We start from the raw sequence: 24718 nt of genomic DNA, 5'->3' as shown, positions 1-24718 counted from the left end.
GAAACCCCACATCATGCCCGAAACCGGGCGGGCTTCCCAGCATGGACGGGCGGTCTGTGCGTCTTCCGCGGGACTCCGCGAGGGCGCTTCTGCGTACTTCCACGTAGGCCTGGCGCCGCGTCCTGTGACAGAGTCGAAGCCTGCCACTCTTTCCTCCTGCGCATGCCCGACTCCCCTCCCGACACCTCGCCGGTGGCACCGCTGAAGCATCTGGACTTCCGCATGCTGTGGTTCGCCTGGCTGTTTGCCAACGTCTGCATGTGGATGAACGATGTGGCGGCGGCCTGGATGATGACGTCCCTGACCGAAAAGCCCATCTGGGTGGCCCTGGTCCAGACCGCGTCGACCCTGCCGGTCTTCCTGCTGGGTCTGCCCAGCGGCGCACTGGCCGACGGACTGGACCGCAAGCGTTACTTCCTCGTCACACAGCTCTGGGTCGCGACCGTCGCTTCGGTGCTGAGCGTGCTCGTGTTCCTGGACATGGTCACGCCCGTGGTGCTGCTGGCCCTGACCTTCGCCAACGGCGTCGGTCTGGCCATGCGCTGGCCGGTGTTCGCCGCCATCGTTCCCGAACTTGTACCGCGCCAGCAGCTGCCGGCGGCCCTGGCCCTGAACGGGGTGTCGATGAACGCGTCCCGCATCCTCGGACCGCTGCTGGCCGGCGCCCTGATCGCCAGCGCCGGCAGCGCCTGGGTTTTCCTGCTGAACGCCGTGCTGTCCCTCGGGGCCGCGGTGATCATCAGCCGCTGGCAGCGCGAGCATGTGCCCAACCCGCTTGGCCGCGAGCGCCTCCTGTCCGCCATGCGGGTGGGCCTGCAGCATGTGCTGCAGTCTGAAACACTCAAGGGCGCGCTGCTGCGCATCGCCATCTTCTTCTTCCATTCCACCGCGCTGATGGCCCTTCTGCCCCTGCTGGCCAGGGGCATGGACGGCGGTGGCGCGGGCATGTTCACCCTGCTGCTGGCCTCCATGGGCGCCGGCGCCATCGCCTCCACCGCGTTTCTGCCGCGGCTGCGCAAGCGCTACAGCCGCGACGGCCTGGTCTTCCGCGGCGCCGCGCTGCAGGCCGCCTCGATGGCGGTGATGGCGGTGGTCACCTCGCCCTGGCTCGCGGTGCCGGCCATGTTCCTGGGCGGCGCGGCCTGGATCACCACCGCCAACACCCTGAGCGTGACCATGCAGATGAACCTGCCGGACTGGGTCCGCGCGCGGGGCATGTCCATCTACCAGATGGCCATCATGGGCGCCAGCGCCGCGGGCGCCGCGCTGTGGGGCCAGATCGCCACCGCCACGGACGTGCGCACCTGCCTGGCCATCGCCGCGGTGTCGGGCCTGCTGGTCATGTGGGGGGTCAACCGCTTCCGGCCGGACACCAGCCAGCCCGCGGACCTCACACCCAGAAGGGTTTTTTCGCTGCCGACCAACGACGCGCCGCCCTCGGACGGGCGGGTGCTGATCACCATCGAGTACCAGATCGATCCGGCCAGGATCGCCGAATTCCGGGAGCTCATGCTCACCGAAGGCCGCAGCGGCCGGCTGCGCCATGGCGCCCTGTCCTGGGAACTGCTGCACGACCTCAACGACCCGGGGCGCTTTGTCGAAATGATCGTGGACGAATCCTGGACCGACCACCTGCGGCGTTTCGAACGCGTCACCGCCGCGGACGAGGCGCTGCGGCTGCGCAAGCTGGCCTTCCACATCGGCGAGGCGCCGCCGCTGGTGCGCCGCAGCCTGATGGAAACCACGGTGGATCAGGGCTGAAGCCTGCACGCTCGCAGCCCTGCAGGCACAATGCCCGCTCCACCCCATCCAGTGGTTCCGGAGCACCGCCATGAGCAACTTCCCGATCCAGAAAACCGAGGCCGAGTGGCGCGAGCTGCTCGCCGAGAAAGGCGCCGAACCCGCGGCCTTCCAGGTCACGCGGCACGCCTACACCGAGCGCCCGTTCACGGGCAAGTACGAGCAGGTCTGGGCCGACGGCAGCTACCACTGCATCTGTTGCGGCAACCACCTGTTCGACTCGGGCACCAAATTCGACGCCGGCTGCGGCTGGCCCAGCTTCTGGAAGGCCATTCCCGGCGCCATCACCGAGATCACCGACCGCAGCCACGGCATGGTGCGCACCGAAACCGTCTGCAGCCAGTGCGGCGCGCACCTCGGTCACGTGTTCGAGGACGGCCCCGCACCCACCGGCCTGCGCTACTGCATGAACTCCGCCTCCATCGACCTGCAACCCAAGGACCCGACATGAAAGCCCAGAACATCCTCCAGACCATCGGCGGCACGCCGCACATCCGCATCAACCGCCTGTTCGCCGGCGCCAGCCAGAGCGTGTGGATCAAGTCCGAGCGCAGCAACCCCGGCGGCTCGATCAAGGACCGCATCGCGCTGTCGATGGTCGAAGACGCCGAGGCCTCGGGCGCGCTCAAGCCGGGCGGCACCATCGTCGAACCCACCTCGGGCAACACCGGCATCGGCCTGGCCATGGTGGCCGCGGTCAAGGGCTACAAGCTCATCCTGGTGATGCCCGACAGCATGAGCATCGAGCGCCGCCGCCTGATGCTGGCCTACGGCGCCAGCTTCGACCTGACGCCGCGCGAAAAGGGCATGAAGGGCTCGATCGCCCGAGCACAGGAAATCGTGGCCAGCACGCCCGGCGCCTGGATGCCGATGCAGTTCGACAACCCGGCCAACATCGAGGTGCACGCCAAGACCACGGCGCAGGAAATCCTGGCCGACTTCCCCGAAGGCCTGGACGTGCTGATCACCGGCGTCGGCACCGGCGGGCACCTCAGCGGCTGCGCCCAGGTGCTCAAGGCGCAATGGCCCCAGCTCAAGGTGTATGCGGTCGAGCCGGTGGCCTCGCCCGTGATCTCCGGCGGCAGCCCGGCGCCCCACCCGATCCAGGGCATCGGCGCCGGGTTCATTCCCGGCAACCTCAAGACCGAGCTGCTGGACGGCGTGATCCAGGTCGACGCCGAACCGGCGCGCGAGATGGCCCGCCGCTGCGCCCGCGAGGAAGGCATGCTGGTCGGCATCTCCTCGGGCGCCACGCTGCAGGCCATCGCGCAGAAGCTGCCCGAGCTGCCGGCCGGTGCCAAGGTGCTGGGTTTCAACTACGACACCGGCGAGCGCTACCTCTCGGTCGACGGTTTCCTGCCGGCATGAACACGGCCGACAGCGAGCGGCTGACGCAGCTGGAAATCAAGATCAGCTACCTGGACGATCTGGTCGAGACGCTCAACACCATGGTGGCCCGGCAGCACGACCAGATCGCGATGCTGATCCACGAGGTCGCCCAGCTGCGGCAGCGCAACGACGAGTCGCAGCCTGCGGGGTTCCGCAGCCTGCGCGACGAGCTGCCACCGCATTACTGAGGCCCCCACGCTCCGCCGCCGCGCGGGTCGCTGCCCCCCGCGGGGGCGGATCCGGCTTGGGGCGGCCCGGCGCCGGATACTGAGGCCCCCACGCTCCGCCGCCGCGCGGGGGCGGATCCGGCTTGGGGCGGCCCGGCGCCGGATCGTCTGAGCGCTCAGCGTCCGGTGGCCGCGAAGTGGGCGGCCAGTGCCTCGTCGCGTGTCATCTCGCGCACGTTGCCGTGCTCCAGACGGAAGAAGCGGTTGCAGTAGCGCTCGATCAGCTCGTCGTTGTGGGTGGCGAAGACGAAGATGCCGACCTTCTCGATCAGGCTCTCCATGCGCCGCTTGGCGTTGACCTGGAACTCCGCATCGCCCATGCCGAAAATCTCGTCGACCAGCAGGATGTCGGGCTGCACGGTGGTGGCCACCGCGAACATCAGGCGGGTCGACATGCCCGACGAGTAGGTGCGCACCGGCAGGCGCAGGAAGTCACCGAGCTGGCAGAACTGCTCGATATCCGGCACATGGGCCTCAATCTCCTTGAGGCTCATGCCCAGCAGCACGCCCATGCGCGTGATGTTCTCGTAGCCAGAGAGTTCGCCGTCGATGCCGGCGCCGAGTTCCAGCATGGTCGAGACCCGGCCTTCGCGCACGATCTGGCCCGAGATCGGGGTGTAGACCCCCGCCAGGGTGCGCAGCATGGTGCTCTTGCCGGCACCGTTGTGGCCCATCAGCGCCACCGCATCGCCGTCGCGCAGGTCGAAAGACACGTCCTTGAGCGCGGTCACCACGCTCACCTGCCCGGCCTCGCTCTCGATGCGTCCGCCAGTGCTCACACGCATGATCTGGTTGCGCAGCGAGAAGCTGCGGCTGTTGTAGATCGGGTACTGGACCGTCACGTTCTTCAGGGTCAGCCGTGCCATGGTTCAGATCCAGAACGCGATGCGGTCGCGCTTGTTGTTGAACAGCCAGAACGCCAGGCACAGTCCGACGGCCAGGCCGCCCAGGTTGGACCAGATCACGAAGTCCGGCGGCGCGTGCCCCAGCAGCGGCGAGCGCACCAGCTCGATGGCGTGCGACAGCGGGTTGAACCAGAGGATCGCCTCGCTGAACGGCAGGTAGTTGGGCCGGTAGAACACCGGACTGATGAACATCAGCAGGGGCAGGACTGCACCGATGATGTATTCCAGGTCGCGGAAGCGGGCGCCCAGGATGCTGACCACCACACACACCCAGTAGAGGTTGAGGGTCAGCAGCAGCATGGCCGGCACGACCAGCAGCGTGTGCCAGCTCACGGGCACGCCGTACACCAGCGCCACGATCAGGAAGATGGGCAGGTTGTGCACCAGGTTCACCAGATGGCGCAGCACCAGCTGCGGCGGGTAGATCGACAGCGGCAGGCTGAGGTTGCGGATCACCGAGGCCTGGCGCGCGTAGACCGTGCTCGATTCGCTCAGCACGCCGGCGATGAACTGCCACAGGATGAGGCCCGCGGTGAGCGTCGGCACGAACTGCGACGCCGGCACCTTCATCAGCTCGCTCCAGAGCAGGCCCAGCCCCATGGAGCCGATGGCGGTTCCCAGCGTCAGCCAGAGCGGCCCGAGCACGCTGCGCTTGTAGCGCGCGCGCACGTCGCTCAGCGCCATGAAGCTGACGATGGGCCAGCTTTTGAGCCCCGCGGCAATATCCCGCACCGCTGGCGCCTGGCGCCAGTCCCCGACTGAACCCATGGTGTCCTGATTCCTGCGCGGTATACCCACGCTCTGCCTTGAAATGCCGGGCGCGAGGCTACCATGGGCGCCCCACAACCCGGCTGGCGCTCATCAGAAACCGAGACTGGAACCCGCGCCCAGCAGGGTGGCCACCCCCAGCACGGCGAAGATGCCGGCGGCGATCGAGTGCACCAGCTTCATCGGGATCCTGTTGGCCAGGCGGTCGCCGACAAACACCGCCGGCACGTCGGCGATCAGCATGCCCAGGGTGGTGCCGATCACCACCAGCAGCGGCGTCGCATAGTGCGCCGCCATCGCCACCGTGGCGATCTGTGTCTTGTCGCCCATCTCGGCCAGGAAGAAGGTGATCAGCGTGGCGCCGAACACGCCCAGCTTCTGCGCCACCTGGGTTTCCTCTTCCTCGATCTTGTCGGGGATCAGTGTCCAGACCGCCATGCCGATGAACGAGGCACCCAGCACCCAGCGCAGGACTTCTGGACTCACCTGCGCCGTGATCCAGGCGCCCAGCGCACCGGCCAGGCCGTGGTTGACGATGGTCGCCAGCAGGATGCCGGCGATGATGGGCAGCGGCTTCTTGAAGCGCGCGGCGAGGATGAAGGCCAGCAGTTGCGTCTTGTCGCCGATTTCGGCGAGCGCGACAACTCCGGTGGAGACGAGCAGGGATTCCATGTGGGGAAAACTTTCACGGGCCGGCACAGAACGCGTTTGACCACGACGCACCCCGGCCTCATGCGGAGCATCGTGGTCAAAGGTCTTGCCAGGTGCGGGACTGCCTGCGCCATGTCCGGGAACGGACAAGTGTGTTGACGCGGGCCTCTTCAAGGTGAAGAGCGGCTACTCCCCAATGACCGGGCGATTGTAGCCGGCGCCGCGCGCGCCCTCAGAGCGCCTGTTGCGACGGGTCGTCCTCGCGCCAGGCCGGCCCGGCCTTGGCCAGCGCCATCCACACGTGGAACGGCAGCCGCTCCACCGCACGCCGGGGCGCCTCGCGCGCCACCCGCAGCGCACCGCGCTCGACCAGCATCACACCGCACTCGGCCGGTACTTCGTCGGGCGCGCCGATGGGTCGCCCCTTGGTGTCTTCCCCCAGCACGTACCAGCAGGCGCCGGCCATGCCCAGGTAGGCGGCGCGCTTGGCCGGCTTCTTGAGGTCGCCCAGCAGGTCCGAGCGGTGCACCTTGATCTCGTGCACCACCGGCTCCAGGTAGGCCTCCACCGAGGAGTTGCGGATCGAAAACACGTCGGGACAGGCCATGCACCAGCCGTGCGCCGGGGGTGGCTCGGGCGCGGCCAGCTCGGTCCAGAGCCCCTGCGCCGCCGGCTCGGCGGCCATCGGTTCGGGCAACTCTCCCGTCAGCAGTTCCATGGGCAGCGCGACCCGCAGCGCCAGCCCCCGCCAGGCCAGGCGCCCGGACCGCGCCATCGCCGTCGCCACCTGCTCCACCAGGGCCTCGTGGGCCGAGCGCGCCGCCTTGTTGCCGGCGAACACCCGCGCCAGCACCTGGATGCCCGCCTCGGTGACGCGCAGCGTCTCCCGCCCCTGGTCCAGCCGCCGCTCCAGCAGCCCCGCGGCCAGCAGCTCCACCTCGACCATGTCCTGGCAGGGCCAGCCGGCCGAGCGGTGGATCTCGCGCAGGCGCCGGTGGTGGATGCGCGTGAGCGCGGGGCCAGGATCGTGTGGGGAATCGGATGCGGCATCCATGATGGACTGACTATATATCCAGTACGATGACCAGCTCCCTCTGGTGTTTCCCTTGGTTCATCCGCCCATGTTTCCGGTCGTCGACATCGCCGTGTCGGTGCGCACGCTGTGCCACTTCACCGCGCGCAGCGGCGACCTCGACCTGCGTTTCACGCCCTCGCCGACCGGCGTCGAAGGCATCGCGGGGCACCAGACCGTGACCGCGCGGCGCGGCGCCGGCTACCAGCGCGAACTGGCGCTGAGCGCCCGCTTCGGCCCGCTGGTGGTGCAGGGCCGGGCCGATGGGTTCGACCCCGTGGCCCGGCGCGTCGAGGAGATCAAGACCCGCCGCGGCGACGCCGGTCGTGTGCCGGCCAACCACCAGGCCCTGCACTGGGCACAGGCCCGCGTCTACGGCTGGATGCTGTGCGAGCAGCTGTCACTGGCGCAGATCGAGGTGGCCCTGGTCTATTTCGACATCGACAGCGGGCAGGAAACGGTGCTGACCGAGACCTGCACCGCCGATGCGCTGCGGGCCTTCTTCGAGGACCTGTGCGAGCGGTACTTCGCCTGGGCCTGGGCCGATCAGCTGCACCGGCATGCAAGGGACGAGGCCCTGACGGCGCTTGCGTTTCCCTTTCCCTCGTTCCGCACCGGGCAGCGCGAACTGGCGGCCGATGTGTACCGCGCCAACACCCGCGCGCGCCACCTGCTGGCCCAGGCCCCCACGGGCATCGGCAAGACCATGGCCACGGTGTTCGCCAGCCTGCGCGCCATGCCCGGCCAGGGCACCGACCGCCTGCTGTTCCTCACCGCGCGCACCACCGGCCGGCAGCTGGCGCTGGACGCGCTGGAGCGGCTGGGCGCTCCCACGCGCCTGCCGCTGCGGGTACTCGAACGCCTGGCGCGCGACAAGGCCTGCGAGCACCCGGACAAGGCCTGCCACGGCGAGTCCTGCCCGCTGGCGCGCGGCTTCTACGACCGGCTTCCGGCCGCGCGCGAGGCGGCGGCGCAGGCCGCCTGGCTGGACCGGGACCGCCTGCGCGCACTGGCGCTGGCACACGGCGTCTGCCCCTACTACCTCGGCCAGGAGATGCAGCGCTGGTGCGACGTGCTGGTGGGCGACTACAACCACTGGTTCGATATGGGCGCGCACTGGTTCGCACTGGCCGAAGACCAGGGCTGGCGCACCGCGCTGCTGGTGGACGAGGCGCACAACCTGATCGACCGCGCGCGCAGCATGTACAGCGCCACGCTCAACGCGCACGAGTTCCTGCGCCTGCGGCACGAGGCGACCCCGGACATCCGCAAAGCCATGGACGCCCTGCACCGGCGCTGGAGCGCCTTCGCCCGCGACCTCCCGCCGGCCGAGGGCACGCAGGCGCTGGCCGACGGCCTGCCGGACGACTGGGCCACCACCCTGCAGAACACCTGCAACACCCTGCTCGATCTGCTGGCCCCGCAACCCGGTCCCGCACCCGACCCCGCGCTGCAGAACTGGGTGTTCGAGGCGCTGCATTTCGTGCGCATCGCCGAAGGCTTCGGCGAGCACTCGCTGTGCGAAGCGGGGCCGTGGGCGGCACCACCGGGCGGGCGTGGCCGGCGGCTGCCGACGCTGCGCATCCGCAACGTGGTGCCCGCGCCCTGGCTCGAAGCGCGCTGGGCGGGGGCGCACAGCGCCACCCTGTTCTCCGCCACGCTGGCCCCTGTGGGGCATGTGGAGGAGATGCTCGGATTGCCGGCCGATGCCGCACACGTCGACCTGCCTTCGCCGTTCGCGGCCGAGCAGCTGCGGGTGCGGATCGCGCCCTGGATCTCGACCCGCTACGCCGACCGCTTGCGCTCGCTGGACGCGCTGGTGGACGTGATCGGCGCCCAGTTCCACGAGCGGCCCGGCAACTACCTGGCTTTCTTCAGCAGCTTCGAGTACCTGGACCTGGCCCGGCAGCGGCTGGCGCAGCGCCACCCGGACCTGCCGCACTGGGCGCAGACGCGCGGCATGGAAGAACCCGAGCGCGACGCCTTCGTGGCCCGCTTCGTCGAAGGCGGCCAGGGTGTGGGTTTCGCGGTGCTGGGGGGTGCTTTCGGCGAAGGCATCGACCTGCCCGGCGAGCGGCTCGTGGGCGCCTTCATCGCCACCCTGGGCCTGCCCCAGGTCAACGCCGAGAACGAGCGCATGCGCGAGCGGCTGCAGCAGCGCACCGGCCACGGCTACGACCACACCTACCTGTTCCCGGGCCTGATGCGGGTGGTGCAGGCGGCCGGCCGGGTGATCCGCTCCGAACAGGATCGGGGCTGCGTCTGGCTGCTGGACGACCGCTTCGCCCGCGCCGAGGTGCGGCGCCTGCTGCCGTCCTGGTGGCGGGTCGAGGTGGCGCCCCGGCCCTGACGGCGGCCTCGACCGTGGCGGCGCAGGGTCAGCGGTACGAAGTCAGCAGGATGCTGGTTTCCGTGCCGCGGATGCCGCTGAGCAGGCGGATGCGCTCCAGCGCCTGCGACAGCTCGGCCATCGAGCCCACCGCCAGCTCGGCCAGCAGGTCCCAGCGGCCGTTGGTGTCGTGCAGGGCCGCCACAGACGGCTCGCCCAGCAGGCTGGCGATCACCTCGCGCGTGCGGTTGCCTTCCACCTGAACACCCATCCAGGCGCGGATGCGCTCGGGCTGCGCCTCGGGTTTGAGGCGCACGGTGTAACCCACGATCACCTGGGTGTCTTCGAGCTTGCGCAACCGGTTGGTGACCGTGCCGCGCGAGACCTGCAGCTTGTGGGCCAGGTCGGCCACCGAGAGGCGCGCGTCCTGGCGCAGCAGGGCGATGAGGCGTTGGTCGAGGTCGTCCATGATCAAAACGTCAGCGAAATCTGTCGATGTGACCGATTTTCTGCCGTTTCAGTACAAGTTTGGCGGTTTTCATTGCCTCTGCCCTCCGCCACACTGCCAGCTCCCCCTGTGCTGCCCGGAGACAAGCCATGAAAACCACCGTCCAGAACCCCGATCTCGCCCGCTTCGTGGAAGCCGGCACGCTCTACCTGGGCGCCCCCGAAGCCGCCGAGCTGGTGCGCCGCCACGGCGTGGCCGCCTGCATCGAGGCCATCGCCGCGAACATCCGCGCCGACTTCCTGCGCTGGGCCGATTTCGACAAGACGGCCCGCGTGGCGGCGCATTCCGACGTCGGCGTGATCGAGTTGATGCCCGTGGCCGACGCGCAGCGCTACAGCTTCAAGTACGTCAACGGCCACCCCGGCAACACCCGCCTGGGTCTGTCGACCGTGATGGCGTTCGGCGTGCTGGCCGACGTGGCCACCGGCGCACCGCTGTTCCTGAGCGAACTGACCCTGACCACCGCACTGCGCACAGCCGCCATGTCGGCCCTGGCCGCGAAGGTGCTGGCGCGCCCCGACAGCCGCGTGATGGCGCTGATCGGCAACGGCGCGCAGAGCGAGTTCCAGGCCCTGGCCTTCCAGCACCTGCTGGGCATCACCGAGCTGCGCGTGCACGACGTGGACCCGGCCGCCAGCGCCAAGCTGGTGGGCAACCTGCAGGGCAGCGGCCTGCGCGTCACCGTCTGCGCCAGCACGGCCGAGGCGGTGCGTGGCGCAGACATCGTCACCACCGTCACCGCCGACAAGCGCAACGCGCTCATCCTCACGCCCGAGATGATTCAACCCGGCATGCACCTGAACGCCGTGGGCGGCGACTGCCCGGGCAAGACCGAACTGCACGGCGACATCCTTCATGCGTCCAAGGTGTTCGTGGAGTACGAGCCGCAGTCGCGCATCGAGGGCGAGATCCAGCACCAGCCGGCGGACTTCGCCGTCACCGAGTTCTGGCAGGTGCTGCGCGGCGAACGCAGCGGTCGCGACAGCACCGATCAGGTCACCGTGTTCGACTCGGTCGGCTTCGCGCTGGAAGACTTCTCGGCCCTGCGCTTCATGCAGCAAACCGCCGAGCATCTGGGCCTGGGCGAGCGCATCGCCCTGGTGCCGCCGCTGGCCGATCCCAAGAACCTGTTCGGCTCGCTGCGGGCCACGGCCGCTGTAGCGGCCTGAGTCCCGCCGCTCAGCGCGTCAGCCCCGCATACAGCACCGGCAGCTTCTCGGGCAAGCGCTCCACCTTGTCCACCACCAGGTAATTGCGCGCGCCGAAGATGCGGCTGACGTACTGGTCGGCGCGCGGGTCCAGGCTCATGCAGTAGGTCGTCACGCCGTTCCGGCTGGCCTCCTCCACCGCCTTCTTGGTGTCGTGCCGCAGGTACTGCGGGTCGCGCACGTCCACGTCGGCCGGTTCGCCGTCGGTGATGACCAGCAGCAGCTTCTTGCTGCTGCGCTGCGCCTTCAGTGCGGCAGTGGCGTGGCGGATGGCCGCGCCCATGCGGGTGGACAGCTGCCCTTCCATACCGGCCAGACGCGCCTTGGCTAGGTCGTCGTAGGGCTGGTCGAAGTCCTTGAAGCGCCAGTAGTTCACGTCGTGCCGGCCGTCGGAGCAGAAGCCGTGGATTGCGAAGGGGTCGCCCACCTTCTGGATCGCGTCGGCCAGCAGCGCGCAGGCCGAGCGCGTCAGTTCCAGCACCGTGTGTTCCTGGCCGGCCACCTTGTCGTTGGTGGACTGCGAGAGGTCCAGCAGCACCAGCACCGAGATGTCGCGCGTCTTGCGTACGCTGCGCATCATGATGCGCGGGTCGGGCTGGCGACCCATGCGCATCTCGATCACCGACGCGAGCGCCGCGTTGAGGTCGATCTCGTCGCCGTCTTCGAGCTTGCGGATGCGCTGAACGCCCTGCGGCTGCATCGCGTCCAGGATGTATTTCATGCGGCCGATCAGGCGCCGGTGTTCGGCCAGGATGCCGTCGATCATCGCCGCGTCGCCGGCTTTGGGTCGGCGCTCCTGCACCGTGGCCCAGGCCGGGCGTTCGAGCTGGATCAGGTGGTCCCACTCGCCGTAGTGCACCGGCGGCAGCACCGGCTCGCGGCCTTCGCTTTCGTTGAAGGACACGCCCAGGTCTTCGTAGGGAAACAGCTCGGTGCCGAGCACCCAGATCTCCTGCGCGTCGTCGCCCGCGCCCTCCACCTCGAGTTCGTTGACGAACTCCATCAGGTTGACCTGCTTGCGCAATTGCTGCGGCGGCTCGTAGCCGGCGGCGATGGAACGCTCGAAGTCGAATCCGTCGAAGGCCCAGAAGTAGCGGTTGTCGTCGCGGTAGGCCGCGGTCTGCACGTCGGTGCGCGGCTGGAACGCCGGCCCCTGCGTGAGTTCACGGTAGCTGTGCGCCAGCTGCACGCCGATGTCCCACGACACGGTGTTGTCGTGCGGATCGGCCTGGAGGCGCTGCGTCGCCTCGGCGAACAATGTTCGGCCCTGGGCGATCCAGGGGTTGGCGTCCTCATACGCCGGATCGAGCAGCGCACGCGCCAGGCGGCCCAGCCAGTCGCCGGCGGTCTTGTCTTGGGTGGCCTGCGCGGTGTGCAGGCTGGCCCACAGCGGGCGCAGGCCCGGGAACCGCGCCAGCGTCAGCGCCTCGATGCGCGCGTCCTCCACCACACCGATCAGCGCCATCTGCCAGGGACTGAGCGATTCGGCCGAGATCGGCCGGCGCGTGAACACCACGTGGGCCGCGGCGTGCGCGGCGGCGGCGCGGTAGAGCTCGGTCGCATCCACCGTGCCGCTGTGGCCGTCCACCGCGTCATACGCGTCGGGCAGGTGGATGAAATAGTCCTCGATGAAAGGGCGGTAACCATCACGGGATTCAAAATCCCCCGCCGTCGGGCGCATGAAGAAGTCGCGGCCCCAGAGCGCGCGCAAATACATGTTGATGCGCCGCTGCACGTCCACCAGCAGCGTGCCCTTGCGCTCCTTCTGCAGCATGGCCAGCGACTCTTTGGACTGCAGGCCGAAGTAGGCGATCTGCTCCTCGTAGTTGGTGCGGTGGGCCTGCGCGCCCCAGGTGGCCCAGCGCCGCAGGCCGCCCAACGTGAGCTGGCCGAACAGCGCGTCGAGCTGCCCCAGCATGGGCCGCAGGCCGCGCGGCGCCTGCGCCACCAGCGTGTTGAGGAACTGCAGGTACTGCAGAAACAGCGCACCGTCGGCCAGGCGGCGTGCGGCGGTGGGCGCGGTGGCCAGCACCAGCTCGATCACCGCGCCCGAGGTCTTGGACGCGAGCAGCAGCGCGGTGGTCGCGAGTTCGCCCACCACGTCCTCGCCGATCTCTTTGGCCACCTGCGGCGCGCCATCGATCCAGGCGTTGACCAGTTCGTGGCCACGGCCGAGGCCGCGCAACGCGGCGGCGCCCTTGACATAGTTGTCGAGCCCGCGCGCCGAGAACACTTTGGTCGCATCCGGCCAGCAACGCTCCAGCAGCTCCAGCGAGCCCGGGTCCAACTGGTCGGTCCACTCGGCGTGGTCGTGCAGGTGGACGCTCATGGCCGACCTTCTCAGATCAGAAGAACGTGGCGACCGCCGCGTCGAGCGCGTCGCGCATGTCCGGGTCGTCCGTGATCGGACGCACCAAGGCCACACGGCACGCGGCCTGCGCGGCCACGCCCTGCGCGATCAGACTGCCTGCGTAGATCAGCATGCGGGTGGAGATGCCTTCGTCCAGGCCGTGGCCCTTGAGGTTGCGCGCGCGCTCGGCGATGCCGACCAGCTTGCCGGCCACGTCGGCGCTCACGCCAGTCTCGTGCGCCACGATCTCGGCCTCGACCGCGTGTTCGGGGTAGTTGAAGTCAAGACCACCGAAGCGCTGCTTGGTGGACTGCTTCAGGTCTTTCATCAGGCTCTGGTAGCCCGGGTTGTAGGAGATGACGATCTGGAAATCCGGGTGGGCCTTGACCAGCTCGCCCTTCTTTTCCAGCGGCAGCACGCGGCGGTTGTCGGTCAGCGGGTGGATGACCACGGTGGTGTCCTGGCGCGCCTCGACCACCTCGTCGAGGTAGCAGATGGCGCCGTGGCGCGCGGCGGTGGCCAGCGGGCCGTCCTGCCAGCGGGTGCCGTTGGCGTCGAGCAGGAAGCGGCCGACCAGGTCGCTGGCCGTCATGTCTTCGTTGCAGGCCACGGTGATCAGGGGCTTGTTCAGCTTCCAGGCCATGTGCTCGACGAAGCGCGTCTTGCCGCAGCCGGTGGGACCCTTGAGCATCATGGGCATGCGCACCGAGTACGCGGCTTCGAACAGCTCGACCTCGTCGGCGACGGGTCGGTAGTAGGGTTGCTGCGAGACTCTGTAGGCATCCAATGTTTCGCTCATGGGCCCTCCCCGTTCAGACGGTCTTTCCGCGGTAGATCACCATCGACGCACCCTGCGACTGCGAAAAGTTGTCGTAGCCGATCAGGCGCACGTGGTTGTCCGGGTTGGCCTTGTGGCAGGCCTCGGCCTCGGCCAGGATGCGGTCGATGTCGGTCTCGCCGAACATCGGCAGCTTCCACATGTACCAGTACGAGTCCATCAGGTACTGCGGCTCGGTGTGTTCGATGGCCGGATTCCAGCCCTTGCCGACGATGTACGCCACCTGCTTGCGGATCTCGTCGTTGCTCATCGCTGGCAGGTAGGAGAAGGTCTCGAATTTGCGGCTGGCGGGGTCGGAGAGGCGGCTGTGGTAGTCCTGCATGCTCATGGTGGTGTCCTTTGCGTTGATGGGGTGCGGGTTCACTTGTGGGCGATGTCGAGCTTGTCCACGGTGTCGAACTCGAACTTGATTTCTTTCCAGGTCTCCATGGCGATGCGCAGTTCGGGCGAGTGCTCGGCGGCTTCGAGCAGCACGGCCTTGCCCTCCTTCTCAACCGCCACGCCTTCGTTGCGCGCCTTGACGCAGGCCTCCAGCGCCACGCGGTTGGCGGCTGCGCCAGCGGCGTTGCCCCAGGGGTGGCCCAGGGTGCCGCCGCCGAACTGCAGCACCGAGTCGTCGCCGAAGATGTTGACCAGCGCCGGCATGTGCCAGACGTGGATGCCGCCCGAGGCCACCGGCATCACGCCGGGCATGGAGCCGAAGTCCTGGTCGAAGAAGATGCCGCGGCTGCGGTCTTCCTTGATGAAGCTGTCGCGCATCAGGTCGATCCAGCCCAGGGTGGAGGCGCGGTCGCCTTCGAGCTTGCCCACCACGGTGCCCGAGTGCAGGTGGTCACCGCCCGAGAGGCGCAGCACCTTGGTCAATACGCGGAAGTGGATGCCGTGGTGCGGGTTGCGGTCGAGCACGGCGTGCATGGCGCGGTGGATGTGCAGCAGCATGCCGTTGTCGCGGCACCAGTTGGCCAGACCCGTGTTGGCGCACAAGCCGCCGGTCAGGTAGTCGTGCATGATGATCGGCGCGCCCAGTTCCTTGGCGTATTCGGCGCGCTTGTACATCTCTTCCGGCGTGGGCGCGGTCACGTTCAGGTAGTGGCCCTTGCGCTCGCCGGTCTCGCGCTGCGCCTTCTCGATCGCCTCCTGCACGAAGTCGAAGCGCTGGCGCCAGCGCATGAAGGGCTGGCTGTTGACGTTCTCGTCGTCCTTGGTGAAGTCCAGGCCACCGCGCAGGCATTCGTACACGGCGCGGCCATAGTTCTTGCCCGACAGGCCCAGCTTGGGCTTGATGGTGCAGCCCAGCAGCGGGCGGCCGTACTTGTTCATGATGTCGCGCTCGACCTGGATGCCGTGGGGCGGTCCGCCGCAGGTCTTCACGTAGGCGATCGGGAAGCGCACGTCTTCCAGGCGAAGGGCTCGCAGGGCCTTGAAGCCGAACACGTTGCCCACCAGCGAGGTCAGCACGTTGACCACCGAGCCTTCTTCGAACAGGTCGATGGGATAGGCCACGAAGGCGTAGAAGCAGGTGTCGTCGCCGGGCACGTCCTCGATGCGGTAGGCGCGGCCCTTGTAGTAGTCGAGGTCGGTCAGCAGGTCGGTCCAGACCGTGGTCCAGGTGCCGGTGGACGACTCGGCCGCGACCGCCGCGGCCACTTCCTCGCGGTCCACGCCCGACTGAGGGGTGATCTTGAAGCACGCAAGGATGTCGGTGTCCTTGGGGGTGTAGTGGGGCTCCCAGTACGTGCTGCGGTACTCCTTGACGCCCGCGTTGTAGGTCTTCGTCGCCATCTGCTGTGCTCCTGGTTGGGTGTTGATGGAGCGGATTCTTGGCCTTCAGAACAATAAATAAAAGTAAAATGTCCTGACGATTACGTTTTGATTTTCAAAACATACTGAACACCCCCGTGAGTCTGCGGCACGCCACCCTGCACCAGTTGCGCATCTTTCACGCCGTCGCGCAGAACGGCAGCTTCGCGCGCGCCGCCGAGGCGCTGCACCTCTCGCCGCCCACGCTGTCGCTGCAGGTCAAGCAGCTGTCGGAATCGGTGGGCCAGCCGCTGTTCGAGCAGTTGGGCAAGAAGATCTACCTGACCGCTGCCGGCCGCACGCTGGCTGCGGCCTGCGAGGACATCGAGGCGCGCATGGAACGGCTGGGCGAAGACCTCGCCGCGCTTCAGGGGGTCGAGCGCGGCAGCGTCAAGCTGGCCATCCTGACCACGGTGAAGTACACCGTGCCCAAGTTGCTCGGCGGCTTCTGCGCGGCGCACCCGGGCATCGACGTGGCGATGGTGGTGGGCAACCGCGAGAAGCTGCTGCAGCGCCTGGCGGGCAACGAGGACGACCTCTACATCATGGGCCAGCCGCCCGATCAGATGGACGTGGTCAGCGAGGCCTTTGCCGACAACCCGCTGGTGCTGGTGGCGCCGCCCGACCACCCCCTGGTGGGCAAGAAGCGCATCGCCCCCGAACGGCTGAGAAGCGAACCGTTCATCCTGCGCGAACCCGGTTCGGGCACGCGCCTGACATCGGAGAAGTTCTTTGCCGACCACGGCATCACGATGAAGAACCGGCTGGAGGTGGGCAGCAACGAGGCGATCAAGCAGACCGTGGCCGGCGGCCTGGGCCTGGCCGTGCTGTCGGCCCACACGGTGACGGCGGAGCTTGCGCTGGCCGAGCTGGTTCAGCTGGACGTGAGAGGCTTCCCGCTCATCCGCCGCTGGCACGTGGTGGTGCCGCGCGGCAAGCGCCTGTCAGCAGCGGCACAGGCTTTCAAGGACTGGCTGTTCACCCATCGGTGAGGGGCTGGGCCAAGGGGCTGATGCGCACCTGGTCGATGCGCCGGCCTTCGAGCTTGATCACCTCGAAGTGCCAGCCCGCGCAGTCGACGCCCTCGCCCTGCGCGAGCAACTGGCCGGCCTCGGCCTGCATCAGGCCGGCCACGGTGTTGTAGCGGCCCTTGTCCTCATCCGGCAGCTCATCAATGTCCAGGCGGGCCTTGAGCTCGGCCACAGGCATGGCACCGTCCACGCGCCAGGAGCCGTCGGCCTGGGGCGTGGCCCAGGCGTCCACCGGCCGCTCGGGCGACAGCTCGCCGGTGATCGCCTCCAGCAGGTCCATGGGCGTCATCAGCCCCTGCACCACACCGTACTCGTCCACCACGAAGGCCATACGCGTGGCGCGCTCGCGGAACTGCTCCAGCAGCTCCATGCCGGTCAGGGTCTCGGGCACGAAGGTGGCGGGCTGGGCATGCTCGCCGATGGTTCCGGCCGTGCCCGCCTCGCGCAAGGCCAGCAGGCGGGGCAGGTGGATCACGCCCACCACATCGTCCAGCCCGCCGCGGCATACCGGGTACCACGAGTGCCCCACCGACCAGGCCTGCGCCGCGGCGCCCTCAATGCTGTCGGCGGCGTCCAGCCAGTGGATATCGGCGCGCGGCACCATGATGGAGATCAGCTGCCGGTCGTCCAGCAGGAACACGTTGCGCACCATCTGGTGCTCGTGCGCCTCGATGATGCCGGCGTCCACCCCCTCTTCCAGGCTGGCGTTGATTTCCTCTTCGGTCACGATCTGCTGCGCGCTGGTGTCGATGCGCAGCAGCTTGAGCACCCACTGCGTGGTGTGCGTGAGCAGCCAGACGAAGGGCTTGGCCCCCTTGGCGACGTAGGCCATCGGGCGCGAGACCCAGCGGGCCACGGTTTCGGGGTACAGCTGGCCGATGCGTTTGGGCACCAGTTCCCCGAACACGATGGTCACGAAGGTGATGACCGCCACCACGATGCCGGTGGCCACGCCCTGGGCGGTGCCGTCGGCCACGCCGAAAGTGCGGATCCAGGCCGACAGATCGTCGCTGAACGCCGCCTCGCCGACGATGCCGTTGAGCATGCCGATGGAAGTGATGCCCACCTGCACCGACGACAGGAACTGCGTGGGGTGTTCCAGCAGATGCAGCGCTGTCTGTGCGCCCTTGTCGCCCACCTCTGCCATCGCCGCCAGGCGCGCCTTGCGGCTGGCCGCCAGGGACATCTCGGACATTGCGAACGCGCCGTTGAGCAGCGTGAGAAAAATGATCAGCAGGGTATCCATAATCGGGCGATGGCACTTTACCTGATCGGCGATGTGCAGGGCTGCGACGACGCCCTGGCCCGCCTGCTCGACGAGATCGCGTTTTCTCCCAGCCGCGACACCCTGGTGCTGCTGGGCGACCTGGTCAACCGCGGACCGCAGTCGCTGGCAGTGCTGCGGCGCATGGTGGCGCTGGAGGCCAGCGCCCACTGCCTGCTGGGCAACCACGACCTGCACCTGCTGGCGGTCGCGCACGGCGTGCGCAAGCCGCATCGCAGCGACACGCTGGACGACATCCTGCAGGCCCCCGACCGGGCTGCCCTGCTCGACTGGTTGCGCGCACGCCCCCTGGCGCTGCAGAGGCAGGGCTGGCTCATGGTGCATGCGGGTGTGTTGCCACAGTGGGACGCGGCGCAGACGCTGGCCCTGGCGGCCGAGCTCGAGGGCGAGCTGCGCGGTCCGGACTGGGGCGTGTTCCTGCACAACATGTACGGCAACCGGCCTGACCGGTGGAGCGAGCAGCTCCACGGGCTCGACCGGCTGCGCGTGATCGTGAACGCGCTCACGCGGCTGCGCTTCTGCAGCGCCGACGGTGTGATGGAGTTCGAGACCAAGGACAGCGCGGCATCAGCGCCTGCGGGCTTCATGCCGTGGTTCGATGTACCGCAGCGGCGCGCCGAGGGCACCCGCATCGCCTTTGGGCACTGGTCCACCCTGGGCGAGGTGCCGCGCCACGATCTGCTGGCGCTGGACACCGGGTGCGTGTGGGGCGGCTGCCTGACCGCGGCCCGGATCGGGTCCGACGGCGATGCCGAACGCATCAGCGTGCGCTGCGCGCAGGCCCAGAAGCCGGGCGCCTGAGCCCCGCGGGCTCAGGTGTTTTCCGCCGGAGCCGAAGCCTTGAACAGCGCCGGCACCTTCTTGCGGGACTTGATGTTGGGGGACAGGCGGCTGGTGGCCGCCGGTTTTGCCGCGGCCTCCCAGGACGGCTTGGCGTCTGCCGCCAGGGCGGGCTCATAGGGCTTGTCGAACAGCGGGTCAGCAGGCGCACGCGCCGGACGCGATGCACGGCGTTCTTCGCGCGGTTCACGGGGCTCGCGCGCTTCGCGGGCCTGGCGGATCTCGCGGCGACCTTCGTCGTCGCCTTCGCGCCAGGCGCGCTGGCCGTCGTTGAAACGGCCAGCGGGCTTGCGGTCGGCCTCCAACTCCAGCGCTTCGAGCTCAAGCTTCTTGCCGATCAGCTTCTCGATGTCGGCCATCAGGCGCGTGTCCTTGCCGCTGACAAAGGACACGGCCAGTCCCGAGGCGCCGGCGCGGCCCGTGCGGCCGATGCGGTGCACGTAGTCCTCGGCGTTGAACGGAATGTCGAAGTTGAACACCGCCGGCACGTCCTTGATGTCCAGACCGCGCGCGGCCACATCGGTGCAGACCAGCAGGTCGACTTCACCCTTCTTGAAGGCATCCAGCGCCTTCAGGCGCTCGTCCTGGCTCTTGTCGCCGTGCAGGGCCGTGGTCTTGAGACCCTCACGCTCCAGCGAACGGGCCAGGCGCGCGCAGCCGAGCTTGCTGTTGACGAAGACGAAGGCCTGCGTCACACCGCGCTCCTTGACGATCTGCTTGAGCGTCTGGCGCTTGTCGTCGTCGTCCACGCGGTAGAAATGCTGCTCCACCGTGGAGGCCGTGGCGTTGGAGCGGGCCACCTCGATGGTGATCGGGTCCTGCAGGTAGCTGCTGGCCAGGCGCTTGATCTCGGGCGAGAAGGTGGCCGAGAACAGCAGCGTGGTGCGGGTCTTGGGCAGGTAGCTCAGGATGCGCTGCAGGTCGGGCAGGAAGCCGATGTCCAGCATGCGGTCGGCTTCGTCGAGCACCACGTACTCGACTTGGTTGAGCACGCAGTTCTTGGCCTCGATGTGGTCCAGCAGACGGCCCGGCGTGGCCACCAGCACCTCGACACCCTTCTTGAGCTCCAGCGTCTGCGGCTTCATGTCCATGCCGCCGAACACCACCGTGCTGCGCAGCTGGGTGTGTTTCGCGTACTGCTTGATCTGGTCGGCCACCTGGTCGGCCAGTTCGCGCGTCGGCAGCAGCACCAGGGCGCGCACCGGGTGGCGTGCGGGCGAGGTGGAGGCGTTCTCGTGCTTGAGCATGCGCTGCAGCAGGGGCAGCGAGAAGGCCGCCGTCTTGCCGGTGCCGGTCTGCGCGGCACCCATCACGTCGCGCCCTTGCAGCACGACCGGAATGGCCTGCGCCTGGATGGGTGTCATGCTCTCGTAGCCCATTTCCGCGATGGCACGGGCGAGGTTGGGCGAGAGCTGGAGTTCGGAAAAGGATTGGGTCATGGACTTTCAGGTTAGCCGTCTATTGTCTCACTTTGACCCTTGATTGCCCAAATGTTGGGCAGCGGCACTCAGAGGGCCCGCGTGTTGAAGGTGTCGCAGGCCTGCACGCTGCCGGTTTCCAGCCCCTTGTGGAACCAGCGCTGGCGCTGTTCGCTGGTGCCGTGGGTGAAGCTGTCCGGGACCACCTGCCCCTGGCTCTTGCGCTGCAGGGCATCGTCGCCGATGGCGGCCGCCGCATTCAGCGCTTCCTCGACATCGCCGGGTTCCAGGATCGCCTTGCTCTTGTGGTTGTGATGCGCCCATATGCCGGCAAAACAGTCGGCCTGCAGTTCCAGCCGCACCGACAGCGCGTTGTATTCGCGCTCGCTGACACGGCGCCGGGCCTGCTCCATCTTTTCCGTCAGGCCCATCTGGTTCTGCACGTGGTGCCCCACCTCGTGCGCGATCACATAGGCTTGGGCAAAGTCGCCCGGCGCACCGAGCTGGCGTCGCAGAGTGTCGTAGAAGCTCAGGTCGATGTAGACCTTCTGGTCGCCCGGGCAGTAGAACGGGCCCATGGCGGACTGCCCCGTCCCGCAGGCCGTGGGTGTCGCGCCCCGGAACAGCACCAGCCGGGGCTGCTGGTACTGGGCACCACCCTGCTGGAACATGGCGGTCCAGACATCCTCGGTGCCAGCCAGCACGGAGGAGACGAAGCGCCCCATCTCATCGTCCGGCCTGTCGGTGCTCCCCGCCGGTACCGTCTGAGCAGGGCCGGACACCAGCTCACCCCCGTCGCCCAGCGCCCCCAGGATGGTCAGCGGGTTGATACCGAAGATCCAGCCCGCGATCAGCGCGATCACGATGGTGCCGAAGCCGATGCCACGTCCGCCCACACGGCGCGGGGCACCGCCGCCAAACATGCCGCCTCCCGGCTGGTTGCGGCGGTCCTCGATGTTGTCCGACTGGCGGTTGTTTTCCCATTTCATGCACTGCTCCTCGGGCCGCCTGCGGCGGGGCCATCGCCACATTATGCAAACGAAAGCAGCAATAAAAAGCGCTGCCGAGGCAGCGCTTGAGAAAGTACCGGGGCTGAGGATTTCAGGCCACAGCCGGCTTGAAATCGCTGGTCGGGCGGCCCTGGAAATCGGTCCAGCAGCGGCGCGTGAAGTCGTAGAGCTTGCACTTGCGCGCGGTCTCGAAGTACCAGCGCCAGGAGAAGCGCTGGATGATGATGCGGCCGGGCAGCGTGTACTCCAGCAGCTTCTGGGCGTTCTTGAGCTTGTACAGCGGCACGCTCATGTCCACATGGTGCGCCGTGTGTTCCATGATGTGGTGCATCAGCGCGCCGATCTTCATCGGGAAGGTCAGATGCACGGTGGTGGACACAAAGGGCGCGGCCTTGGCCCAGGCGTGCTTGTCGTCGTGCCACTGCACCGCCGTGTGGGTGTGGTGCACGTAGACCACGAAGCCGATCATCGCGTTCCAGAACAGGAACGGGATGACAAAACCGTAGCCCACCAGGGCCCAGGCGGACTGTTCGGTGGCGTAGGCGGCACCGATCAGTGCGGCGATCCACAGCGCGGCGTAGACGGTCACGAACACGCCGTCGCGCGTGAATTCGGGGCGGCTGGTGCCCATGTAGGTCTTGCGCGGGAAATACATGCGGTTCCACCACATCTCGACCAGGTAGTACAGCGCCGGACCCCAGCCGCTGCGGTAGATGCGCTCCATGAAGCGGCGGCCCGGCGTCAGGCCTTCAAACTCTTCCTTGGTCAGCGGGGCCCAGACAAAGTCGACGCCCTTGAGGTTGGTGTAGCCGTGGTGCACCACGTTGTGGCCGACTTCCCACAGGCTGTAGGGGGTGAGCGAGGGCACCATGGCAATGCGGCCCAGGATGCGGTTCAGGCCCCGGTGCGGCGTGTAGCTCTGGTGACAGGCGTCGTGGCCGATGATGAACAGGCGACCGATCACGAAACCCGCGGCCAGGCCGCACAGCAGCTTGGCCCACCAGGCGTCCAGCAGCACCGTGCCGACGATGAGCGCCAGGAAAACCGCCCAGTCGACGGCCAGCAGAACGATGCCCATGGCCGTGCGCTGCTCGGCGATCGGCGTCAGCCAGCCCCGGATCACCTTGCGGTGAGGCAGGGGCTGCCCGAGGGGAATCGGTTCAGGCGAAGAAGCGGCGGAGGTGGATTCGGACATGCTGGTCGAGAAAAGCGGGCGCCCGGCGGACGGGCATCATTTGGAAGGGCAATTTCGCACCGGATTGGGGTGAAATCGGGCAAACCTCTTGATTTTATCGGGCAGCGATGAAACCTGCCTGACAAAAGTCAAGCCAAAAATATGGGTTTTTCCGTCTAGAGAACGCCGTCTCAGGTTTTGGGCAAGGTCACGCCCACCTGCCCCTGGTACTTGCCGCCCCGGTCCTTGTAGCTGGTCTCGCAGACCTCATCGCTCTCGAAGAACAGCACCTGGGCACAGCCTTCACCCGCGTAGATCTTGGCGGGCAGGGGCGTGGTGTTGGAGAACTCCAGCGTCACATAGCCTTCCCACTCGGGCTCGAAGGGCGTGACGTTGACGATGATCCCGCACCGGGCATAGGTGCTCTTGCCCAGACAGATGGTCAGCACGCTGCGCGGAATGCGGAAGTACTCCACGGTGCGCGCCAGAGCGAAGCTGTTGGGCGGGATGATGCAGACATCGGAGTTGATGTCGACGAAGCTCTTCTCGTCGAAGTTCTTCGGGTCCACCACCGTGCTGTGGATGTTGGTGAAGACCTTGAATTCGGGTGCGCAGCGGATGTCGTAGCCGTAGCTGCTGGTGCCATAGCTGACGATCTTCTGGCCCGCGGCGTTCTGCCGGATCTGGCCCGGCTCGAAAGGCTCGATCATGCCGTGCTGCTCGGCCATGCGGCGGATCCATTTGTCGCTCTTGATGCTCATGCTGCGTGCTCCGGAGGTAAGCCGCAGATTGTAAGGATCACGCCGTCACGGTCTTTGCGACAAGGCGGTCGTCGCCCAGCACGATCAGCGCAAACAGCAGCTCATCCAGTGAATCGGCCTGTGCCGTCTTGCGCTCCAGCAGCGGCGTGGCCTTCGGATCCAGAACCACGAAATCGGCTTCATGACCCGGGGTGAGGTTGCCCACCACCCCCTCCAGGCCCAGTGCGCGCGCAGCGCCGGCCGTGTGCTGCCACCAGAGCTGGCCGGGCGTCAGGCTCAGGCCCGGCTTGGTGTGCCCCTCCCGCCCGATGTAGTAGGCGGCGAGCATGGTGTGGAAGGGCGAGAAGCTGGTGCCACCACCGACATCGCTGGCAAGGCCGTAGCGCATGCCGGCCGCGTCGGCGGCGGCGTAGTCGAAGAAGCCGCTGCCCAGGAACAGGTTGCTGGTGGGGCTGACGGCCGCCGCCGCACCGGTCTCGCGCATGAGGATGCGGTCGTGAGCGTCCAGGTGGATGCAGTGGGCATAGACCGCACGATCGCGCAGCAGGCCGAAGTCGCCGTACACCCCCAGGTAGCTGCGGGCCTGCGGATACAGCTCGGCCACCCATTTCACTTCGTCGCGGTTCTCCGCCACATGCGACTGGATCCACACATCGCTGTATGTCGCCGCCAGCTCGCCGGCACCGCGCAGCTGCGCGTCGCTGCTGGTGGGGGCGAAGCGCGGGGTGATGGCGTAGCCCAGGCGGTCGACACCGTGCCAGCGCCGGATCAGTGCCTCGGTGTCGACCAGGCTCTGCCCGGTCTGGTCGCGCACACCGTCGGGGCTGTGGCGGTCTTGCAGCACCTTGCCAGTGATGAAGCGCAGACCGCGCGCCTGGGCGGCTTCGAAGGCGGCGTCCACCGAGACCGGGTGCGAAGTGGCAAACGTCAGCGCGGTGGTCACACCATGGCGCGCCAGTTCGTCGAAGAAAAACTCCGCCACGCCACGGGCATAGGCCTTGTCGGCAAAACGGCTCTCGTGCGGGAAGGTGTAGTTTTCGAGCCAGGGCAACAGGCCGGCGGCCGGTGCACCGATCACGTCGGTCTGCGGGTAGTGCACGTGCAGGTCGATGAAGCCGGGCGCGATCAGGTGGCCGCGCAGGTCTTCAACTGCGACACCGGCCAAGCGGTCGATGAGTGCGTCGTGGCTGCCCGCGGCGCGCACCACCTTGCGACCGGTGGCATCGGGGCCGACGACCAGCAGGCCGTCGCTGTCGTAGAGCGGCAGGCCTTGGTCATCGAATCTCAGGAGGGCGGCACGGTAGGCTTTCATCGCCCCCGGAGCTTAGCGGCTCCAGGGACCGGCAGCATAGCG

The 24718-nt window shown here is 67.9% G+C and carries 23 protein-coding genes and 1 riboswitch; of the genes, 8 read left to right on the top strand and 15 right to left on the bottom strand.

Annotation, left to right across the window (positions count from 1 at the left end; translation table 11 throughout):
* The first annotated feature begins 162 nt into the window (after window positions 1-162).
* The 4 genes from BC358_RS03690 to BC358_RS03675 all read left to right on the top strand — a co-directional run bounded on the left by BC358_RS03690 (window position 163) and on the right by BC358_RS03675 (window position 3377).
* Window positions 163-1761, top strand: coding sequence for an MFS transporter (locus BC358_RS03690; RefSeq protein ID WP_066156459.1), 1599 nt, complete (start codon window positions 163-165; stop codon window positions 1759-1761).
* Window positions 1762-1831: 70 nt separating this feature from the next.
* Window positions 1832-2251: a peptide-methionine (R)-S-oxide reductase MsrB gene (gene msrB, locus BC358_RS03685; RefSeq protein WP_079364695.1), complete on the top strand. Its 420-nt coding sequence runs from the start codon at window positions 1832-1834 to the stop codon at window positions 2249-2251.
* Window positions 2248-3168, top strand: coding sequence for a cysteine synthase A (gene cysK, locus BC358_RS03680; protein WP_079364694.1), 921 nt, complete (start codon window positions 2248-2250; stop codon window positions 3166-3168). The genes msrB and cysK overlap by 4 nt, the downstream gene beginning before the upstream one ends.
* Window positions 3165-3377 (top strand): SlyX family protein, encoded by a 213-nt coding sequence (locus tag BC358_RS03675; protein WP_066156450.1) that lies wholly within the window; start codon window positions 3165-3167, stop codon window positions 3375-3377. Before cysK ends, BC358_RS03675 begins: the two co-directional genes overlap by 4 nt.
* A 155-nt stretch (window positions 3378-3532) precedes the next feature.
* On the opposite strand, the gene BC358_RS03670 is transcribed toward BC358_RS03675, so the two are convergent.
* The 4 genes from BC358_RS03670 to BC358_RS03655 form a co-directional block, all read right to left on the bottom strand.
* Window positions 3533-4282: an ABC transporter ATP-binding protein gene (locus BC358_RS03670; RefSeq protein ID WP_066156447.1), complete on the bottom strand. Its 750-nt coding sequence runs from the start codon at window positions 4280-4282 to the stop codon at window positions 3533-3535.
* Between the two features lie 3 nt (window positions 4283-4285).
* Window positions 4286-5089 (bottom strand): ABC transporter permease, encoded by an 804-nt coding sequence (locus BC358_RS03665; RefSeq protein WP_079364693.1) that lies wholly within the window; start codon window positions 5087-5089, stop codon window positions 4286-4288.
* A gap of 93 nt (window positions 5090-5182) precedes the next feature.
* On the bottom strand, window positions 5183-5761 hold the full coding sequence (locus tag BC358_RS03660) for a TMEM165/GDT1 family protein (protein WP_079364692.1): 579 nt from the start codon (window positions 5759-5761) through the stop codon (window positions 5183-5185).
* A gap of 13 nt (window positions 5762-5774) precedes the next feature.
* A riboswitch (yybP-ykoY riboswitch) is annotated at window positions 5775-5947 on the bottom strand.
* A 25-nt stretch (window positions 5948-5972) separates the two neighbouring features.
* Window positions 5973-6794 carry a hypothetical protein gene (locus BC358_RS03655; protein WP_079364691.1) on the bottom strand — a complete coding sequence of 274 codons (822 nt, stop codon included), beginning with the start codon at window positions 6792-6794 and terminating at the stop codon, window positions 5973-5975.
* Between the two features lie 67 nt (window positions 6795-6861).
* On the opposite strand from BC358_RS03655, the gene BC358_RS03650 reads away from it, so the two are divergent.
* Window positions 6862-9162, top strand: a complete 2301-nt coding sequence (locus tag BC358_RS03650) for an ATP-dependent DNA helicase (protein WP_079364690.1) — start codon at window positions 6862-6864, stop codon at window positions 9160-9162.
* Between the two features lie 28 nt (window positions 9163-9190).
* Here the strand turns inward: BC358_RS03650 and BC358_RS03645 are convergent, their stop codons facing one another.
* On the bottom strand, window positions 9191-9610 hold the full coding sequence (locus BC358_RS03645; protein WP_066156652.1) for an Lrp/AsnC family transcriptional regulator: 420 nt from the start codon (window positions 9608-9610) through the stop codon (window positions 9191-9193).
* A 128-nt stretch (window positions 9611-9738) separates the two neighbouring features.
* On the opposite strand from BC358_RS03645, the gene BC358_RS03640 reads away from it, so the two are divergent.
* Window positions 9739-10818, top strand: coding sequence for an ornithine cyclodeaminase (locus tag BC358_RS03640; protein WP_079364689.1), 1080 nt, complete (start codon window positions 9739-9741; stop codon window positions 10816-10818).
* Between the two features lie 10 nt (window positions 10819-10828).
* On the opposite strand, the gene BC358_RS03635 is transcribed toward BC358_RS03640, so the two are convergent.
* Genes BC358_RS03635 through BC358_RS03620 form a run of 4 tightly spaced genes read right to left on the bottom strand, consistent with a single transcriptional unit; the run spans window position 10829 to window position 15827 of the window.
* On the bottom strand, window positions 10829-13186 hold the full coding sequence (locus BC358_RS03635) for a nitric oxide reductase activation protein NorD (RefSeq protein WP_079364688.1): 2358 nt from the start codon (window positions 13184-13186) through the stop codon (window positions 10829-10831).
* A 16-nt stretch (window positions 13187-13202) separates the two neighbouring features.
* Window positions 13203-14006, bottom strand: a complete 804-nt coding sequence (locus tag BC358_RS03630) for a CbbQ/NirQ/NorQ/GpvN family protein (RefSeq protein WP_066156425.1) — start codon at window positions 14004-14006, stop codon at window positions 13203-13205.
* 13 nt (window positions 14007-14019) lie between these two features.
* Window positions 14020-14367, bottom strand: a complete 348-nt coding sequence (locus BC358_RS03625; protein WP_347232073.1) for a ribulose bisphosphate carboxylase small subunit — start codon at window positions 14365-14367, stop codon at window positions 14020-14022.
* 38 nt (window positions 14368-14405) lie between these two features.
* Window positions 14406-15827: a form I ribulose bisphosphate carboxylase large subunit gene (locus tag BC358_RS03620; protein WP_079364687.1), complete on the bottom strand. Its 1422-nt coding sequence runs from the start codon at window positions 15825-15827 to the stop codon at window positions 14406-14408.
* A gap of 116 nt (window positions 15828-15943) precedes the next feature.
* Between BC358_RS03620 and BC358_RS03615 the strand changes: the two genes are divergently transcribed.
* Window positions 15944-16837, top strand: coding sequence for a LysR family transcriptional regulator (locus BC358_RS03615; protein ID WP_079364686.1), 894 nt, complete (start codon window positions 15944-15946; stop codon window positions 16835-16837).
* Here BC358_RS03615 and BC358_RS03610 read toward each other — a convergent pair.
* On the bottom strand, window positions 16824-18122 hold the full coding sequence (locus BC358_RS03610) for a hemolysin family protein (RefSeq protein ID WP_079364685.1): 1299 nt from the start codon (window positions 18120-18122) through the stop codon (window positions 16824-16826). The genes BC358_RS03615 and BC358_RS03610 overlap by 14 nt on opposite strands.
* A 9-nt stretch (window positions 18123-18131) precedes the next feature.
* Between BC358_RS03610 and BC358_RS03605 the strand changes: the two genes are divergently transcribed.
* Window positions 18132-18962, top strand: coding sequence for a symmetrical bis(5'-nucleosyl)-tetraphosphatase (locus tag BC358_RS03605; protein ID WP_079364684.1), 831 nt, complete (start codon window positions 18132-18134; stop codon window positions 18960-18962).
* Between the two features lie 11 nt (window positions 18963-18973).
* Here BC358_RS03605 and BC358_RS03600 read toward each other — a convergent pair whose 3' ends face one another.
* The 5 genes from BC358_RS03600 to guaD all read right to left on the bottom strand — a co-directional run bounded on the left by BC358_RS03600 (window position 18974) and on the right by guaD (window position 24676).
* Window positions 18974-20440: a DEAD/DEAH box helicase gene (locus BC358_RS03600; protein ID WP_079364683.1), complete on the bottom strand. Its 1467-nt coding sequence runs from the start codon at window positions 20438-20440 to the stop codon at window positions 18974-18976.
* 68 nt (window positions 20441-20508) lie between these two features.
* The gene (locus tag BC358_RS03595) at window positions 20509-21408 is read right to left on the bottom strand and encodes a neutral zinc metallopeptidase (protein ID WP_079364682.1); all 900 of its coding nucleotides are present in this window, start codon (window positions 21406-21408) and stop codon (window positions 20509-20511) included.
* 112 nt (window positions 21409-21520) lie between these two features.
* Window positions 21521-22624 carry a fatty acid desaturase gene (locus BC358_RS03590; protein ID WP_079364681.1) on the bottom strand — a complete coding sequence of 368 codons (1104 nt, stop codon included), beginning with the start codon at window positions 22622-22624 and terminating at the stop codon, window positions 21521-21523.
* A gap of 170 nt (window positions 22625-22794) precedes the next feature.
* Window positions 22795-23364, bottom strand: a complete 570-nt coding sequence (dcd, locus tag BC358_RS03585; protein WP_066156404.1) for a dCTP deaminase — start codon at window positions 23362-23364, stop codon at window positions 22795-22797.
* Window positions 23365-23401: 37 nt separating this feature from the next.
* On the bottom strand, window positions 23402-24676 hold the full coding sequence (guaD, locus tag BC358_RS03580; protein ID WP_079364680.1) for a guanine deaminase: 1275 nt from the start codon (window positions 24674-24676) through the stop codon (window positions 23402-23404).
* Window positions 24677-24718: the final 42 nt, after the last annotated feature.

This window comes from Hydrogenophaga sp. H7, from assembly GCF_002025745.1.
GTDB classification, from domain to species: Bacteria; Pseudomonadota; Gammaproteobacteria; order Burkholderiales; family Burkholderiaceae_C; genus Hydrogenophaga; species Hydrogenophaga pseudoflava.
Note: the sequence above shows the minus strand (reverse complement) of the source record. Positions and strands in the feature narration are given on the sequence as shown.

Coding starts and splice junctions, on each gene's coding strand:
- BC358_RS03620 (WP_079364687.1), bottom strand. CDS start 15,827: ATGGCGACGAAGACCTACAACGCGGGCGTCAAGGAGTACCGCAGCACG.
- BC358_RS03645 (WP_066156652.1), bottom strand. CDS start 9,610: ATGGACGACCTCGACCAACGCCTCATCGCCCTGCTGCGCCAGGACGCG.
- BC358_RS03660 (WP_079364692.1), bottom strand. CDS start 5,761: ATGGAATCCCTGCTCGTCTCCACCGGAGTTGTCGCGCTCGCCGAAATC.
- BC358_RS03630 (WP_066156425.1), bottom strand. CDS start 14,006: ATGAGCGAAACATTGGATGCCTACAGAGTCTCGCAGCAACCCTACTAC.
- BC358_RS03640 (WP_079364689.1), top strand. CDS start 9,739: ATGAAAACCACCGTCCAGAACCCCGATCTCGCCCGCTTCGTGGAAGCC.
- BC358_RS03635 (WP_079364688.1), bottom strand. CDS start 13,186: ATGAGCGTCCACCTGCACGACCACGCCGAGTGGACCGACCAGTTGGAC.
- BC358_RS03590 (WP_079364681.1), bottom strand. CDS start 22,624: ATGTCCGAATCCACCTCCGCCGCTTCTTCGCCTGAACCGATTCCCCTC.
- BC358_RS03605 (WP_079364684.1), top strand. CDS start 18,132: ATGGCACTTTACCTGATCGGCGATGTGCAGGGCTGCGACGACGCCCTG.
- BC358_RS03610 (WP_079364685.1), bottom strand. CDS start 18,122: ATGGATACCCTGCTGATCATTTTTCTCACGCTGCTCAACGGCGCGTTC.
- dcd (WP_066156404.1), bottom strand. CDS start 23,364: ATGAGCATCAAGAGCGACAAATGGATCCGCCGCATGGCCGAGCAGCAC.
- BC358_RS03655 (WP_079364691.1), bottom strand. CDS start 6,794: ATGGATGCCGCATCCGATTCCCCACACGATCCTGGCCCCGCGCTCACG.
- BC358_RS03600 (WP_079364683.1), bottom strand. CDS start 20,440: ATGACCCAATCCTTTTCCGAACTCCAGCTCTCGCCCAACCTCGCCCGT.
- guaD (WP_079364680.1), bottom strand. CDS start 24,676: ATGAAAGCCTACCGTGCCGCCCTCCTGAGATTCGATGACCAAGGCCTG.
- BC358_RS03675 (WP_066156450.1), top strand. CDS start 3,165: ATGAACACGGCCGACAGCGAGCGGCTGACGCAGCTGGAAATCAAGATC.
- cysK (WP_079364694.1), top strand. CDS start 2,248: ATGAAAGCCCAGAACATCCTCCAGACCATCGGCGGCACGCCGCACATC.
- BC358_RS03625 (WP_347232073.1), bottom strand. CDS start 14,367: ATGCAGGACTACCACAGCCGCCTCTCCGACCCCGCCAGCCGCAAATTC.
- BC358_RS03650 (WP_079364690.1), top strand. CDS start 6,862: ATGTTTCCGGTCGTCGACATCGCCGTGTCGGTGCGCACGCTGTGCCAC.
- BC358_RS03665 (WP_079364693.1), bottom strand. CDS start 5,089: ATGGGTTCAGTCGGGGACTGGCGCCAGGCGCCAGCGGTGCGGGATATT.
- BC358_RS03595 (WP_079364682.1), bottom strand. CDS start 21,408: ATGAAATGGGAAAACAACCGCCAGTCGGACAACATCGAGGACCGCCGC.
- msrB (WP_079364695.1), top strand. CDS start 1,832: ATGAGCAACTTCCCGATCCAGAAAACCGAGGCCGAGTGGCGCGAGCTG.
- BC358_RS03690 (WP_066156459.1), top strand. CDS start 163: ATGCCCGACTCCCCTCCCGACACCTCGCCGGTGGCACCGCTGAAGCAT.
- BC358_RS03670 (WP_066156447.1), bottom strand. CDS start 4,282: ATGGCACGGCTGACCCTGAAGAACGTGACGGTCCAGTACCCGATCTAC.